The sequence below is a fragment of the Streptomyces sp. NBC_00669 genome (genome assembly GCF_036226785.1).
Classification (GTDB): domain Bacteria; phylum Actinomycetota; class Actinomycetes; order Streptomycetales; family Streptomycetaceae; genus Actinacidiphila.
This window is the reverse complement of record NZ_CP109018.1, coordinates 5,106,535-5,122,153: the sequence shown is the minus strand read 5'-3', so window position 1 is coordinate 5,122,153 and position 15,619 is coordinate 5,106,535. Positions and strand designations below refer to the sequence as shown.

General features: G+C 73.3%; 14 protein-coding genes. 5 read left to right on the top strand and 9 right to left on the bottom strand.

Annotation, left to right across the window (positions count from 1 at the left end; genetic code table 11):
- Positions 1-8: 8 nt before the first annotated feature.
- Positions 9-278, top strand: coding sequence for a DUF3073 domain-containing protein (locus OG896_RS21460; protein WP_328465721.1), 270 nt, complete (start codon positions 9-11; stop codon positions 276-278).
- Between the two features lie 89 nt (positions 279-367).
- On the opposite strand, the gene purM is transcribed toward OG896_RS21460, so the two are convergent.
- The 5 genes from purM to OG896_RS21435 all read right to left on the bottom strand — a co-directional run bounded on the left by purM (position 368) and on the right by OG896_RS21435 (position 5,229).
- Positions 368-1,441: a phosphoribosylformylglycinamidine cyclo-ligase gene (purM, locus tag OG896_RS21455; RefSeq protein WP_329367721.1), complete on the bottom strand. Its 1,074-nt coding sequence runs from the start codon at positions 1,439-1,441 to the stop codon at positions 368-370.
- Between the two features lie 135 nt (positions 1,442-1,576).
- Positions 1,577-3,094 (bottom strand): amidophosphoribosyltransferase, encoded by a 1,518-nt coding sequence (gene purF, locus OG896_RS21450; protein WP_328465725.1) that lies wholly within the window; start codon positions 3,092-3,094, stop codon positions 1,577-1,579.
- Positions 3,095-3,416: 322 nt separating this feature from the next.
- A complete protein-coding gene (locus tag OG896_RS21445; RefSeq protein ID WP_329367719.1) occupies positions 3,417-4,229 on the bottom strand; it encodes a maleylpyruvate isomerase family mycothiol-dependent enzyme in 813 nt (270 codons plus the stop codon).
- Positions 4,230-4,239: 10 nt separating this feature from the next.
- On the bottom strand, positions 4,240-4,869 hold the full coding sequence (locus OG896_RS21440) for a Uma2 family endonuclease (protein WP_443057128.1): 630 nt from the start codon (positions 4,867-4,869) through the stop codon (positions 4,240-4,242).
- 156 nt (positions 4,870-5,025) lie between these two features.
- The gene (locus tag OG896_RS21435; protein WP_329367717.1) at positions 5,026-5,229 is read right to left on the bottom strand and encodes a DUF4177 domain-containing protein; all 204 of its coding nucleotides are present in this window, start codon (positions 5,227-5,229) and stop codon (positions 5,026-5,028) included.
- Positions 5,230-5,362: 133 nt separating this feature from the next.
- Between OG896_RS21435 and OG896_RS21430 the strand changes: the two genes are divergently transcribed.
- Together OG896_RS21430 and OG896_RS21425 are read left to right on the top strand one after the other, a co-directional pair.
- On the top strand, positions 5,363-5,617 hold the full coding sequence (locus OG896_RS21430; protein WP_329367715.1) for a type II toxin-antitoxin system Phd/YefM family antitoxin: 255 nt from the start codon (positions 5,363-5,365) through the stop codon (positions 5,615-5,617).
- Positions 5,602-6,000 carry a PIN domain-containing protein gene (locus OG896_RS21425; protein WP_329367713.1) on the top strand — a complete coding sequence of 133 codons (399 nt, stop codon included), beginning with the start codon at positions 5,602-5,604 and terminating at the stop codon, positions 5,998-6,000. The genes OG896_RS21430 and OG896_RS21425 overlap by 16 nt, the downstream gene beginning before the upstream one ends.
- Positions 6,001-6,296: 296 nt before the next feature.
- Here the strand turns inward: OG896_RS21425 and OG896_RS21420 are convergent, their stop codons facing one another.
- Positions 6,297-6,992, bottom strand: coding sequence for an IMP cyclohydrolase (locus tag OG896_RS21420; RefSeq protein ID WP_329367711.1), 696 nt, complete (start codon positions 6,990-6,992; stop codon positions 6,297-6,299).
- 248 nt (positions 6,993-7,240) lie between these two features.
- On the opposite strand from OG896_RS21420, the gene OG896_RS21415 reads away from it, so the two are divergent.
- A complete protein-coding gene (locus tag OG896_RS21415) occupies positions 7,241-8,074 on the top strand; it encodes a helix-turn-helix domain-containing protein (protein ID WP_329367709.1) in 834 nt (277 codons plus the stop codon).
- Entirely contained in the window at positions 8,071-8,343 is a 273-nt protein-coding gene (locus OG896_RS21410; RefSeq protein ID WP_329367707.1) for a DUF397 domain-containing protein, read from the top strand. Before OG896_RS21415 ends, OG896_RS21410 begins: the two co-directional genes overlap by 4 nt.
- Positions 8,344-8,570: 227 nt before the next feature.
- On the opposite strand, the gene OG896_RS21405 is transcribed toward OG896_RS21410, so the two are convergent.
- The 3 genes from OG896_RS21405 to OG896_RS21395 are packed head-to-tail and all read right to left on the bottom strand — an operon-like array spanning position 8,571 to position 15,600.
- A complete protein-coding gene (locus OG896_RS21405) occupies positions 8,571-10,133 on the bottom strand; it encodes a DUF6177 family protein (protein WP_329367705.1) in 1,563 nt (520 codons plus the stop codon).
- Positions 10,130-14,269, bottom strand: coding sequence for a type VII secretion protein EccCb (gene eccCb / locus OG896_RS21400; protein ID WP_329367704.1), 4,140 nt, complete (start codon positions 14,267-14,269; stop codon positions 10,130-10,132). The genes OG896_RS21405 and eccCb overlap by 4 nt, the downstream gene beginning before the upstream one ends.
- A complete protein-coding gene (locus OG896_RS21395; RefSeq protein ID WP_329367702.1) occupies positions 14,266-15,600 on the bottom strand; it encodes a hypothetical protein in 1,335 nt (444 codons plus the stop codon). Before OG896_RS21395 ends, eccCb begins: the two co-directional genes overlap by 4 nt.
- Between the last annotated feature and the right edge of the window lie 19 nt (positions 15,601-15,619).

The window sequence follows — 15,619 nt, the reverse complement described above, 5'->3', positions numbered from 1 at the left end:
GTCGAGCCATGGGGCGCGGCCGGGCCAAGGCCAAGCAGACGAAGGTCGCCCGCCAGCTGAAGTACAACAGCGGCGGCACGGATCTCTCACGTCTGGCCGACGAGCTGGGCGCATCGCCGTCGAGGCCGGTTAATCCGGAGCCAGTCGAGGACGATGACGACGAGTTGGACGACGACCCGTACGCTCAGTACGCGGATCTGTACAACGACGACGACGAGGACGATGACCAGGACGAACAGTCCGAGCCGTCACCGTCGTCTCAGCGCCGTCGCGCTTGACGCCGCCAACGCTTGAGGCCCGGCCCGGGGTCCGCCCCGGGCCGGGTTTCGTCGTCGGCATGTTTCCTCACCGCGGGTAACCGTCCGGGTCAGGCGTCGTCGCCGTAGTCGCCGACCAGCTCCACGGCCGACGCGCCGCTTTCGCGCGCCCGGATCTCGCCGGCCACCCAGGCGTCCACGTCACGGTCCGCGAGCACCGCGAGCGCCACGTCGACCGACTCCTGCGGCACCACGGCCATCATGCCGACGCCCATGTTGAGCGTCTTCTCCAGCTCCTCGCGCCGCACCCCGCCCAGCTCGCCGACCACTCCGAAGACCGGTCCCGGCGTCCAGGTGGGGCGCTCCACGGTGGCGTGCAGGTGGTCCGGGATCACCCGGGCCAGGTTGGCGGCCAGACCGCCGCCGGTGATGTGCGAGAAGGCGTGCACCTCGGTGGTGCGGGCCAGCGCCAGGCAGTCCAGCGAGTAGATCCTGGTCGGCTCCAGCAGCTCCTCGCCCAGCGTGCGGCCGAACTCGGGCACCTCGCGGTCCAGCGCCCAGCCGGCCCGGTCGAAGAGCACGTGCCGGACCAGGCTGTACCCGTTCGAGTGAAGTCCGGAGGACTCGATCGCGATCACCGCGTCGCCCGGCCGGACCCGGTCCGCGCCCAGCAGCCCGTCGGCCTCGACCACGCCGGTGCCCGCGCCCGCCACGTCGAAGTCGTCGGCGCCCAGCAGCCCGGGGTGCTCGGCGGTCTCGCCGCCGACCAGCGCGCAGCCGGCCAGCACGCAGCCCTCCGCGATGCCCTTGACGATGGCCGCGACCCGCTCCGGGTAGACCTTGCCGACGCAGATGTAGTCGGTCATGAACAGCGGCTCGGCGCCGCACACCACCAGGTCGTCCACGACCATGCCGACCAGGTCGTGGCCGATCGTGTCGTAGACGCCCATCCGGCGGGCGATGTCCACCTTGGTGCCGACGCCGTCGGTGGCCGACGCGAGCAGCGGGCGCTCGTAGCGCTTGAGGGCCGAGGCGTCGAAGAGCCCGGCGAAGCCGCCGAGGCCACCGACCACCTCGGGGCGGGACGCCTTGCGCACCCACTCCTTCATCAGGGTGACGGCGCGGTCGCCCGCCTCGATGTCGACGCCCGCGGCTGCGTAGCTGGCACCGGTTGTCTCAGACATGGCTGGGGAAACCTTCGTGTCGGTCGTACGGGTCGTACGGTCGCGGCGCCCGGCCCGGGCCGGGGTGGCCGGGGCGGGGGCACGGGTGGGGGCTGCGGTGCGGGCCGGCGGCCCGCGGGGCAGGTCGGTACGGGCTCACGGCCGGCGCAGTGCGTCGGCGGCGTCCGCGCCACCGGCCAGCTCGACCTCGAGCAGCTGCTTGCCGAGCAGCTCCGGGTCGGGCAGGTCCATCGGGTACTCGCCGTCGAAGCAGGCCCGGCACAGGTTGGGCTTGGCGATCGTGGTCGCCTCGACCATCGCGTCGATCGAGATGTACGACAGCGAGTCCGCGCCCAGCGACTTGCCGATCTCCTCCACGCTCATGCCGTTGGCGATCAGCTCGGCGCGGGTGGCGAAGTCGATGCCGAAGAAACACGGCCACTTCACCGGCGGCGAGGAGATCCGGATGTGCACCTCGGCCGCGCCGGCCTCGCGGAGCATCCGCACCAGCGCGCGCTGCGTGTTGCCGCGGACGATGGAGTCGTCCACCACCACCAGCCGCTTGCCGCGGATGACTTCCTTGAGCGGGTTGAGCTTGAGCCGGATGCCGAGCTGCCGGATGGTCTGCGAGGGCTGGATGAAGGTCCGGCCGACGTAGGAGTTCTTCACCAGGCCCGAGCCGTACGGGATGCCGCTGGCCTCGGCGTAGCCGACCGCGGCCGGCGTGCCGGACTCCGGTGTCGGTATCACCAGGTCGGCCTCGACCGGGGCCTCCTTGGCCAGCCGGCGGCCCATCTCCACCCGGGACAGGTAGACGTTGCGGCCCGCGATGTCGGTGTCGGGGCGGGCGAGGTAGACGTACTCGAAGACGCAGCCCTTGGGGCGGGCCTCGGCGAAGCGGGAGGAGCGCAGGCCCTGCTCGTCGACGGCGATCAGCTCGCCGGGCTCGATCTCCCGGACGAAGCTGGCGCCGCAGATGTCCAGGGCGGCGGACTCGGAGGCCACCACCCAGCCGCGCTCCAGCCGGCCCAGCACCAGCGGGCGGATGCCCTGCGGGTCACGGGCGGCGTAGAGGGTGTGCTCGTCCATGTAGACGAGGCTGAAAGCGCCCTTGATCTTCGGCAGCACCTGTGGTGCGGCTTCTTCGACCGACAGCGGGGTGCCGTCCGGCCCGACCTGGCCGGCCAGCAGCGCCGTGATCAGGTCCGTGTCATTGGTGGCCGCGACCTTCGTGGCCCGTCCGGGGCCCTGCGGCAGCGCGGCGACCATCTCGGCGAGCTCGGCGGTGTTCACCAGGTTGCCGTTGTGGCCCAGCGCGATGGAGCCGTGGGCGGTGGCCCTGAAGGTGGGTTGCGCGTTCTCCCACACGGACGCGCCGGTGGTCGAGTAGCGGGCGTGGCCGACGGCGATGTGGCCGGTCAGCGAGCCGAGGGAGGTCTCGTCGAAGACCTGGGAAACCAGGCCCATGTCCTTGAAGACCAGGATCTGGGAGCCGTTGCTCACTGCGATGCCCGCGGACTCCTGTCCGCGGTGCTGCAGGGCGTACAGCCCGAAGTAGGTGAGTTTGGCGACCTCTTCCCCTGGGGCCCAGACACCGAAGACACCGCAGGCGTCTTGGGGGCCCTTCTCACCGGGGAGCAGGTCGTGGCTGAGTCGTCCGTCACCACGAGGCACGTTGTCGAGTCTAGGGCAGGAATGCCTCTCATCCGAACGGGCGAACCTTCAATTCCCTGGGTCTACGCGCGTCATGCCTTACGTGGCAAGCGGTGTGATGTTCGCCTTACGGAGTCGGGCGCGCCCGGGCGCAGGGTCGTTTTCCGGCCAATCACGTCGGGTGGCCCTCATGGCCGCCACCCGGGCCGCCCCCGTCCGGCGCTCCCGGAACCGACAGAAGGGGCGGCCCGGGGGCAATCAGAACCGGACTCCGGTTTTTGGGAGACGCCTGGGGGAAGCGGCCGAGCCACTTCGCAGGAGCTGCCCCAGGACCGGGCAGGAGCTACCCCAGGACCGGGAGGTACGCCGCGAGGTCGGCGCGCTCGCCGGACGCGGAGACGCGGGCGGCGTCGACCTCGTCCGCGAACGAGGTGCGCCCGGTGGACAGGCGCAGCCAGGTGACGGGGTCGGTCTCGACGACGTTCGGCGGGGTGCCGCGGGTGTGCCGCGGTCCCTCCACGCACTGCACGGCGGCATACGGCGGCACCCGCACCTCCACGGAGTTCCCGGGCGCCTTCGCGGCGAGCGCGTCCGCGAGGACCCGTACCGCCCCGGCGACCGCGTGCCGGTCGAAGCCGATCTCGATGCCGGTGGCGCGGGCGAGGTCGTCGCTGTGGACGACCAGCTCGACCAGCCGCGTCACCAGGAAGTCGCTCGCCCGCATCGGGCCGAACGGGCTCGGCACCAGCCGGTCGGCCCTGGTCGCCTCGGCCTCCAGCGCGGCGAGCTGCTCCGCGGCGGCTTCGAGGGCCACGAGCGGATCGGCGGTCCGCGCCTCCTCCGCCCGGGTCGCGGCGTCCAGCTTCTCCGCGATTCCCGCGGTGGACAGCGCCCAGGTGTCGAGCCCGACCGTCTTCGCCCCGGCCGCCGGCGGCTCCGCCGCCAGCATCGTCCCCATCGCCTCGACCTGCCGCACGATGTGCACGACCAGCAGCCGCACGTCCCAACCCGGCAGCCCCGAGGGCCACTTCCACTGCTCTCCGGTCAACCCCCGTGCGGCCACCCGCACATGCCCCACCTGCGCGCGCAACGCTCCCCACGTCCGCGTGGGCTCATACGTACGGACACGGCGGCGGCTCTCCCCAGGGGTCGGCATACCCCCGAGCTTAGCTTTCGGGTGCCGCGGCCCCTTCGGTCCACTCCAGCAGTTGCCGCGTATCCAGCTCGATCCCGACCGGCTCGGGCAGGGTCACGGTCTTGCCGAACGCGACGACGTGCCGGTCGCGGTAAGCGCCGTCCTGCGGGTCGCTGTGGATGCTCACTTCGCGGCGGTCCCGGTCGATCAGCAGGTACACGGGGATGCCCGACTCGGCGTAGGCGCGCGGCTTGTCGACCCGGTCGCGCTGGTTGGTGTCACGATCCCGCGAGGTCACCTCGACCGCCATCAGTACACCATCGGGGTCGGCCCACTCCCCGACCGTTCGGCCGACGAAGTGCGCGACAGGAGCGAGCGTGCCATCGGGCCGAGCCCGGCCGTTTCTGTAGGACTCGACCTTGAGCCCTTGACCGGTATGGAGATCCCACTGGGGTTTCTGCTGGATGCACTGACGGAGCAGCCACATCGTGATTGCCTCATGGATCGCGTCCGGCACGCGCTTGACCCCCAGCTTTCCGCCGATCAGCTCGAAGCAGAGGCCCTCCTCGTCACGCGCCGCAAGTGCGGCGATGTCCTCGAAGGTCTCCGGCAGCATCTGCGCGTCATCCCACGCCTGCAGCCGGTCATCCACAGCGGTCACCCCGTACCTCCCTGTGTCCGAATGCTCACGTTCAGATTCTGATCGTACAGACGGTCAGCAACCGAACGTGACCACGCGGCCACGCTCACCCATGCCTGTGTACTCAGGCAACTCGGACAACGAGCGTAGCCGCGCGGACCTCCTCCCGCCGGGCGCTCAGCCCTGGCGGGGGCGTTCGAAGGTGATGAGCAGGCCGTCGACCGCGCCGGGGCCTATCCGGCCCTTCACCTCGCCGGAGGTGATGTCCTTCAGCGCCCACCCGTCCTCGGCGTGCTTGTTGAGCACCTTCTCCAACTTGTCGCTGTCGAGCGCGTCCCCGATCAGCGCTTCGCGGAAGGTGACGACCTTGTACTCGTACATGTCCGGCCTTTCTCGGTGGTTTCCCGGTACTGCGTAAGTGCCACGTCGTACCTGCTGACGCACCCGACCGGCCCCGAGGTTGCGGCACCCGCCGACAACCGCGTCCAACCCTGGAATCAGATACTCTGATTCCATGAAGCTGATGACCGCCACCGAGGCATCGCGGAACTTCGCCGCGCTCCTGGACGCCGCGGAGCACGGCGAGACCATCGTGATCACCAGGGCTGGACGCCGGCTGGCCCAGATCGGGCCCGCCAACACGGGGAACGGCGCCGCCCTCAACGACGTACTCGCGAGCAGGTCCCAGGACGACGCCTTCGCCGCCGACGTGGCGGCGACCCGCGAGTTTCTGACCGACGAGACGGCGGCGACATGGCCCGACGCCTGATCCTCGACACCGGCGTGCTGATCGGCATCGAGCGCACCGGCGTCCCCGTCGCCTTCGCCCCTGACGACGACGTCGCCATCGCCGCCGTGACCGCGGCCGAACTGCTCCTCGGCGTCGAACTCGCCGACGACGCCCGACGCCAGTCCCGTGAGGACTTCGTCACCGCGGTCCTCGCGGTCGTACCCGTCGAGGAATACGGTCTCGACATCGCCCGTGTCCACGCCCGCCTGCTCGCGTACGTCCGACGCAAGGGCAAGCCGCGCGGCGCGCACGACCTGCTCATCGCAGCCACGGCGGCCGCCACGGCCCGAGCGGTGGTCACGCTCGACCGGCAAGCGGCGTTCGCCGAGTTGCCCGGAGTACGGGTCGCGGACCTGCACTGACCCGAACGCCTGACCACGCCGGGCTGCCCCTCGTGCGCCGCTACCGCGCACGGCGTCCGAGAGGGCGAGGCACTACCCGCCCTCACGATCGGCGAACAGAATCTCCAGGGGGGACGCGCCGTCGACGGGCGCGCGTCTGGGAAGGCGGCCCAGTTCGGCCGTCGTGACAGCCCCACGCCTGATCAGCCCCCGCGCAGCAAGCAAGGCATACCGGTCGAAAACCCCCGACTCACCCTCGTCTTGGTCATCGGCGAGTTCGCCGGGTACCAATGGCCTGTTCGCCACGTGTTCCTCTCTCAGTGACGTAGCGGCTGCGGCCGCTGTCGCAGGAGGGCGCTGCCCAGATGCCCGGGCTCGAACACGGCCAGGGCCACGCGGAGTTCGGGGGCGAGGACGTCCCAGATCTCGGCGGCGAGCTCGGCCGGGGTGTTCGCCCGGGTCGCGGTGTCGACGTAGGGCTCGGCGGTGGCGACCGTACGGCCGTCGGAACGGTAGGTGGTCATCAGCACCGCGTCGCCCGGGGCGAGCGCGCCGACCGCCAGCGTGAGCACGTCGGCCGCGTCCCGGCCGCCCGCACTGCGCCGGGCCGCGCCGAGCCAGGCCCGCCCGGTGGAACCGTGGGCGACCACGGTGATCCGGGGCGTGTGGATCGGTGGATCGGGCTCGTAGGCCAGCCCCGACAGCGCGCGTAGCGGCTCCGCGCCCTCGTCCAGCCGCCCGGCGACCTCCGCGACCTGCTCCCCGTTGCCGTACACCAGCCACTCGCCGCGCTCCCGCGCGCCCACGTAGTGCCGCAGCGGGTCACCGCCTGGGCCCTCGGTCGCCGCGACCACCAACTCACCGTCCCCGCGTCGCAGTTCGCGCGCCTGCGAGGCACGAGAGCGGCCCGTGAGGAAGTACGCCCCGCAGCAACGCCCGTCCCCGGTCCGCGCCCACACCACCCCGCGCCCCGGATACGGGTTCCCCGCCAGCACCTGACCCAGCGCCTCCACGCCCACCGCCTCCTCATCCGCCGCCACCCGCGCGGCACGTCCGAGGGGGCAACGTACTACCCGCAGTCACCGCACTCCGGCGGCGCGAACCCAGCGCGCGATTCGCGCCGCCACGCTCCCACGCGCCCCCCGGCGCCTCCTCCCGATCCGCCGAGCGCACTACGCGGCGCCCACCGCGTAGTTACGCTCATCGGTGCCACGGTCCCAACTCCCTTTGCCCTCCTCCCAGGCAGGAACGGCGGTGCCCGATGACCCAGCCGAAGAACCTCAGCCCGTACGCATCCCCGCAGAGCTTCTACGGTTCCGAGCTGCGCCGCCTGCGCGAGGCGGCGCATCTCACCCAGGACCAGCTCGGCGAGCGCGTCTTCTGCTCCGGCGGCTACATCGGCCAGCTCGAAACCGCCATCCGCAGGCCCCAGTTGGACCTCTCCCAACGGCTCGACGCCACCCTCGGAACCGACGGCCACCTCGAACGGATCTGCCTGATGGTGCTCCGGGCCACGAAGCACGCGGAGTACTTCGCGGAGGTGGCCGAGCTGATGGCGACGGCGACGAGCATCTGCCGGTTCGCCTCTCAACTGATCCCCGGCGTATTGCAGACAGAGGCGTACGCCCGGGCGCTGATCCGCGCGTCCATGCCGTTCGCCAGTGACGAGCGGATCGAGGAACTCGTGCAGGCGAGACGAGAACGAGCTGAGACCTTCACCGACCCGGCAACGCCCCGCTACTGGGTGATCCTGCACGAGTCGGCGCTGCGCCTGCCCATCTGCGACGCCGAAGGCATGCACCATCAGCTCACTCACATACTCGAAGTGGCGCACGCACCGGGGATCATGCTCCAGGTGATCCCGTACTCAGCGGGAGCGCATGCCATGGCAGGAAGCAACGTCACCCTGATGACGTTCGAGGACGCGCCGCCCGCCGTGTACGTGGAAGGGCCGTACTCCGGCCACTTGCTGGACTCGCCGACCATGGTCGCGGAACACCAGCAGGCATACGATTGTGCGCGGGCCGCTGCTCTGTCGCCGGAGGCGTCCCTCAACCTCATCTCGTCGGTGGCGGAGGAGTACAGCAGACCATGACCACTGCTCGTGACCTGGGCCCCAGCGTCGAGTGGCGCAAGTCGTCGTACAGCAACGGCAGCGGCGGCGAGTGCGTCGAGATCGGCTGGCGCAAGTCGTCGTACAGCAACGGCAGTGGCGGTGATTGCGTCGAGGTCGGGGACGGCGACTCGGCGGTACTGCCCGTCCGCGACTCCAAGGACCCCGAAGGCCCTGTCCTCACCTTCACCCCCACCGCCTGGACCTCGTTCATCGGTGCGCTGAAGTCCGGTGCGCTGCCGATCGGTTGAGGGGTCGGTTCGGGTCAGGCCGTCGCGAGGAGATCGCGCCCAGGACGACGAGAGCGGCGCCGGCCAGGGTCAGGAAGGCGATGAAGGCGGCCCCGTAGCCGAAGGAGTCGCTGTCGTGTTCGCGGTCGAGGGCGAGCGCGCCGCGCGGGGGATCGGCCCGCCCGGGTCGCTCCCCCACGGCAACCGACCTCCCAGGCGCACGACGGTAACAGCCGGGTCCGGCGCCGCTACGGAGCGGCGACGGCGAGGTGCTCGGTGAGGACGCGCAGGGACTGCCATGCCTCGGCGTCGGTGCCGTCGCCGAGCGGGTAGTGCAGGGCGGGGGCCACGGAGGAGCCCAGTTGGAGCGGTTCGATCTCCAGTGGGGGCCGGCGGGCGCGGGTGAGGGTGACGTCGGCGACGCCGGCCGCGCCGAGGGTGAAGGACACCGGTACCGGCGGGGCCTCGAAGACCGCGGGCACCGTCAGGTCGCGCGTGGCCGGGCGGACGGCGGCGAGCATGGTGACCAGTCCGTGCTCGGCCACGAGGGTGCCGGCCAGGGACGCGATGCGGTCCAGCGGGAGGGCGTCGCCGGGACCGTAGCCGAGGACGAGCGTCACATCCTGCTCGACGCCGCCTCCGACCCGGGTCACCCGGACCGACGCGACCGCCGGGCGCTCGGGCCGCCCGACCACGGCGAGGAAGGTGGGCCTGGGCGCTCGACCGCGGGCCAGGTCGGTCAACTGGCGCCGCGACCAAGGCAGGTTGACCGGCTCCGCGGTGCCCCATCCGGTCGGCGGCGCGCCGGTCAGCGCCTGCCAGGCGGCTTCCACGGCGCCGCCGAGCAGCAGGTCCTCCTCGGGCGGGTGGACGGTGTGGAAGGACAGGCTCAGCTGCCGGTCGGCGGTCGGCCCGGCGGGACGGAACGCGTCCGCGAGCCGCCCGGTGCCCTCCGGGGTGGGGACGGCGGCGAAGGTGCCGTCCTTCCAGTGCAGCTCGGCGCCGGACAGGCCGTCGTAGTAGCCCGAGGAGTCGCCCACCACCCAGCGGCTGGGTGCGCCGGTGAGCGCGAACCGGGTGAGCATGCTCATCCGGGTGCCCGGCGGGGTCACGATCTGCAGGGCGCGGTCGGTCTCGGCGCAGGCCCGCAGGACGTCGGACAGCCACGCCGACAAGGAGACCAGCGGCCGGTCCCCGATGACGACGGCGGTGGTGGCGGTGGCCACGTCCACCGCGGGCAGCGCGCCCGGTGGCGCGGCCGCCGCGGACACCTCCGCGCCGACGTCAGCGCCGTCGCCGGCGCTCCCGCCGACCGTGGCCGCGCCGCCCCCGCCCTCGCCCTCGCCCTCGCCCTCGCCCTCGCCGGGACCGTCGCCGGGACCGACCCGCGCCGGTGGCCGCGAGCCGACCCGCACCACGCCCAACGACCGTACGGCCCCGGCCGGATGGCACACCCCGTCCAGCAGCAGCGCCAGCCGGCCCGCGACGGAGCCGGCCAGGGCCGCCGCGTCCGGCACGGCGGTGGACGCACGCACCTCGGTCCACCACACCGGCCGGCCCCGGCGCGCACCGGTCAGCCCGGCCCGGCGAGCCGCCTTCGCCCCGAGCAGCCGCTCGACCTCTCCGGCCACCTGCACCAGTACCGGCGCCTCCACGGAGACCAGCGGCCGGCCGTCGGGCCCGGTCAGCTGGATCACGGCTCCCTCGGCGTCACCGGTCATGTACTGGTCGGGGCCGCCCGCGTACAGGCTCGCCAGCAGCCGCAAGGCGTCCGGCATCTTCGGGGTCAGGACGACGATGTCCTTGGTCACGGTGCCTCCTGCTCGGCCAGGGCGGTCTGGACGAGCTGCGGGGCGCGTCCGCGGCGCACCAGCAGGCCGCGGCCGGGCGGCTGCGCGGAGGCGTACACGCCCGGGAAGAGCTGGCCCTCCGCGCGGTCGCCGGCCATCACCAGCGCGGTCGCGCCGGTCTCCCGCAGCGCGGTCAGGAACGGGTCGTACAGCGCGCGGGAGGCGCCCGCGACCCGGCGGGTGAGCACCACGTGCAGGCCGATGTCCTGCGCGATCGGCAGGTACGGCAGGAACGGCGCCAGCGGCTGCTGGCCGGCGGCGGTGAGGATGTCGTAGTCGTCGATGAGCAGCACGATGCGCGGACCGTCGAAGCCGGGCCCGTCGCCGAGCGGGTGCAGCGCGTCCTGAGCGGCCTCGTCGGGCAGCCGCTTGTCGAGTTCGGTCGCGATGCCGGCCGCCAGGCCCGTCGAGAGGCGGACGTTGTACGCGTAGCCGCCCCGGTACGGCTCGGGAACCGCGGTGCGCAGGCCGCGGCGCGGGTCGAACACCGCGAAGACCAGCTCGTCGTCGGAGTACCGCTCGATCAACTGGGCGGCGACCAGGGCCAGCAGGTTGGTCTTGCCGCATTCGTCGTCGCCGAGGACGACCAGGTGCTGGTCGCGCTCGAACAGGCCGAGCAGCACCGGGGCGAGGGCGTCCTGATCGACGCCGAGGGGGATCGCCGCGGGTTCTGAGGCGGCCGAGGGCAGCTTCGCGGCGGGCAGCCTGGCGGGCAACACCCTTACCGCGGGCGCCGGTTCACCGTGCCAGGTGGCGCGGATGGTGGCGGTGGCGTCGCCGAGTGCGGCGGCCAGGGCCTCCGCGGTGGCGCGCCCGTCGATGCGCGGGAGCGCCACCTGCGCGAACAGCCGGCCGTCGGTCAGGGCCCGGCCGGCGTCACCGGCGCCGAGGGTCTGCGCGAGCCGCCGGTCGATCGCGGAATCCGTGGCGTCGCCCAGCCGTAGCTCCACCCGGCTGCCGAAGAGCGACTGGTTGGCGATCCGCACGTCGTTCCAGCGGAGCATGCCGGCCACCACGTGGATGCCGTAGCCGCCGCCGCGCTTCAGCAGGTCGGCCACCCCGTCGTCCAGGGCGTCGAACTCCTCGCGCAGGGTGCCGTATCCGTCGATCACCAACACCACCTCGGTGCTGGGGAGTTCGGGCAGTCCGCCGGCCGAGCGCAGGTGGCGCAGCTGGTCCACGGAGTCGATGCCCTGCCGGCGGAAGAGCTGCTCGCGGGCGGCGAGCATGCCGCGGACCTCGGCGACCGTGCGGGCGCAGCGCTCGGGGTCCGACCGGCCGGCCACCCCGCCGACGTGCGGCAGGCCGGTCAGCGCCGACAGGCCGCCGCCGGCCAGGTCGAGGCAGTAGACGGCCACGTCGCGGGGGGTGTGGGTGAGCGCCAGGGAGAGCACCAGGGTGCGCAGCAGCGTGGTCTTGCCGGACTGCGGGCCGCCCACCACCGCGGTGTGCCCGCCGGCGACGGTCAGGTCGTGCACCCATGGCCCGCGCCGCTGCCGGGCCGGATCGTCCAGCAGGCCCAGCGGCACCCGCATCGCTCCGGCCGGCCGGGTCAGCCGCATCCCGTCCCCGGTCACCTCCACCGGGCCGGCGACGGCGTCCAGGGCGACCGCCGCGGGCAGCGGCGGCAGCCAGATGCGCCGCCCGGGGGTGCCGGCCTCCCGCAACTGGTCCACCATCACCGACAGTACGGTCGGGCCGCTGTCCAGCGCGGTCGCGGCCGCACGGTCCTGCTCCTGGTCCGGTGCCCCTTCCGCGTCGTCGCCGCGCAGCGGCCCGCCCAGTGCCGCGGAGACGTTGTACGTCGGGTAGCGGTACGCCAGCGGCTGCTCCTCGGCCGCGTCGGCGACGGCCGTACGGCGGTGCGCGCCGGAGACGTAACCCGCCTTGAACCGGCGGTAGGTGGAGGTGTCCACCTTGAGGTAGCCGAAGCCGGGCAGCGACGGCAGCAGGAAGGCGTCCGGGGTGTCCAGCACGGTGCGCGACTCGTCCGCGGAGAACGTCCGCAGCCCCAGCCGGTAGGACAGGTAGGTCTCCAGCCCGCGCAGCTTGCCGCCCTCGATGCGCTGGCTGGACAGCAGCAGGTGCACCCCGATGGACCGGCCGATCCGGCCGATCGACAGGAACAGGTCGATGAAGTCGGGCTTCTCGGTGAGGAGTTCGCCGAACTCGTCGATGACCACGAACAGGTGGGGCAGCGGTTCGAGTTCCAGCTCGGGGCGTTCGGCCCGCAGCGCGGCGTAGCGGCCGATGTCCGCCACGTTGCCGGCGTCCTTCAGCACCTGCTGGCGGCGTTTGACCTCGCCGGCCAGGCTGGTGTGGACCCGCTCGACCAGGCCGGCCTGGTTCTCCAGGTTGGTGATCACCCCTGCGACGTGCGGGAGTTCGGCGAACGGCGCGAAGGTGGCGCCTCCCTTGTAGTCCACCAGGACCAGGGCCAGGTCCTGCGGCGGATGGTTGGCGGCGAGCGCCAGGACCAGGGTGCGCAGCAGCTCGCTCTTCCCGGAGCCGGTCGCGCCGACGCACAACCCGTGTGGTCCCATGCCGAGTTGGGAGGACTCCTTCAGGTCCAGCAGCACCGGGCGATGCCGGTCGTCCAGGCCGATCGGCACCCGCAGGAAGTCCCGTTCACCGCGTGGCGCCCACATCCGCGCCAGGTCGAGGGCGGCCGGGTCTGCCACGCCGAGCAGTGCGGGGAAGTCCACCGCTCCGGAGATCGGCGTGCCGTCGTCGACGGACTCCTCCGACAGCCGCAGCGGTGCGAGCAGCCTGGCGATGCCTTCGGCGCCGGCGACGGTCACCGGGTCGGCCGTCCCTTCGACCGCGCCGCCGGCCTCCTCCGCGCGCCCGCCGGCCGATCCACCCGCGCCGCCCGTACCGCCCGCGTTCCCCGTACCCGGCACGGCCGCCGAGGCCGCGCTCTCCGCCCCCGGCCCGTCGCCGCCCGGCGCGCGCAGGTCCCGTACGGACAGGTGGTCACCGTCCACGGTGATCCGTACGGTCACCTCGTCCGGCTCGTGCAGGTGCTCGGCCAGCAGGTGCACCACGGTGACGCCCATGTCCCGCAGCGCCACCGCCATGTCGGGGCGCGGCAGTTCGACCGCCGGACCGCCGTACTCGTCGCTGAACACCAGCAGCCGGGCGGTGCGCCGCAGCGCGTCCTGGTCGGACAGGCCGCGGCGCAGCTCGGCGGTGTAGGAGGCGCGCCGGACCAGGTCGCGCCGGAGCACCTTGGCGAGCTGCTCGGGAGAGGGCGCGATCCGGCGGGCGGGCACCGGGCCGTCCTCCTCGTCCGGTTCCAGGACGTGCGGCAGCCATTTCGCCCACTCCCACTCCGGCAGCCGGCCGCCGGGCACCGACAGCGCGATCCCCACGTCGTCGGGCGCGTGCAGCGCCGCCGTCTGGACCAGCAGGGCCCGCGCCACCCGCAGCACGTCCTCGCGGTCCCCGACGATGCTGACGTTCCCGGCCCGGTCCAGCGGCACCGTCAGCGGGAAGTCGGCCACCCGGGAGAACCGGGCGAGCAGCGCCCCGGCCTCGTTGAGCATGAACCGGTCGGGCGGCGTCAGCACGCCCGAGCCGCCCTTGCCGAGCACCAGCTCGCGTACCGGCACGTTGCCGGTGCCGATCCGCACCTGGAGGAAGTCCCGGTCCAGCCGGCGGCGTTCCCAGGCGCGCGCCGGGTCGCGCACGATGTCGTACAGCGCGTCCGGCGGCGGGTCGAGCACCCGCGCCCGGTCCCGTACCCGTCGTTCCGCCGCGCCCAACTCCTCGCGCAGCTCCTCCAGATACTCCAGGTACCGCTCGCGCTGGGTGCGCCGGGTGCGCTGCGCCTTGCCGCGCTGGGACAGGAACAGCGCCAGCGCGCCGCACACGGCGAGCACCAGGACGATGGCACCGATCGCCGCGAACTGGCTGTTGCGGATGACGGTCATCATCACCACCGAGCTGACCACGCCGGCCAGCGGCAGCAGCGCGGTGGCGGGGCTGCCGGCCTTGCCCTCGGGCAGGTTCGGCGGCGCCTCCACGACCCGGGGGACGTCACGCAGGAGGGGGCTCGACGTGCGTGCGGGCCGGTGCACGATCCGTTGCGTCACGGCCGGCGGTCCTCGGTCCGGGCCTGCCCGCGCTGCTCCACCGGTGTCCGGCGGCCCGCCGGTTCGCCGCCGGCGCCCCGGCCCACCGCGCGGTCGAGCGCGATCCCGGCCAGCCGGGTGGCGGCGACCCGGGTCTCCGCGCCGAGCAGGGGCGCGGAGATCACGCCCCCCGCGGCGAGGTGCCGGTCGTACGGGATCACCACCACCTCCACGCCCGCCTCGCGCAACTCCCGCTCCGCGCGCCGGACATCGAGCACCTGGTCGGGTGCCGAGCAGGTCAGCGCGACCACGGTGCCGCGCAGCACCTGCTTGGGCAGCGACGACATCCAGGCCAGCACCGTGGCGGTCGACGCGACGCCCTCCACCGTGGCCGGCGCGACCAGTACGCACGCGTGCGCGGTGACCAGGGCCGTACGCGCCACCTCGCCGGGCAGCGTCTCGCAGTCCACCACCGTCACCGCGAAGAAGCGGCGCAGCGCCATCACCACGGTGCGGTAGGTGGGGATGTCCACGGGGGCGCCGATGTCGCCGCGGCTGCCGGGCAGCAGCCAGCCGCGGTCGTCCAGGGCGACCAGGTAGCCGGTGATGTCGGTCAGCCGCATGGATGGGGTGACCAGACCCGCCACGTCGGCGCAGGTCCAGCGCACCGAGGTGGCGCCGAGCCGGGTCGGGAGGGTGCCGAGGGCCGAGTCGGCCTCCATGGCGAGCACCGGGTCGTGCCGGTAGTGCACGAAGGTACGGCTGAGCAGCGCGGCCACGGTGGTCTTGCCGGCGCCGCCGCGGATGCTGGTGACGACGATCTGGCGGCCGGTGGTCACCGGCTGCTGGACCTGCTCGGCGGTCGCGGTGGCGTCGGCGACCCCGCGGGCCGCCGACGAGCCGAGCACGGTCCGAAGGGTGCGCAGGACCCTGCGCAGCGGCGGGTCGCCGTGCAGGGGCCGGCGGGCCGGGCGGGTGGCTGCGCCGGGGACCGGTGTGGGCTCGGGGGCGGCGGAGGGCGGGGTGGGTGCGGTGGGTGCGGTGGGGCCGGGCGGGCGCGAGGCGGCCGGCGCGGGTGCCCGGGCGGACGACGGGCCGGGGGCGGGGGCGCGCGGGGCGGGCGGTGCGGAGGGTGGCGTGGACGGGGTCGGGGGTCCTGCGGGTGCCACGGCTCCTGCCGGTGCCACGGCTCCCGCGGGTCCTGCCGGTGGCGCGGGTGAGGCGGGCGCGGGTGAGGCGGGCGCGGGTGAGCTGGGCGCGGCGGAGCCGGGGGGACCGCCCCGCCCGTCGGGCACCCCCTGTGCGACCAGGTCGTTGAGCACGCCTGCCTGCCAGTCGTCCTGCGACGCCACCGAACTACCTCCTCCGTGA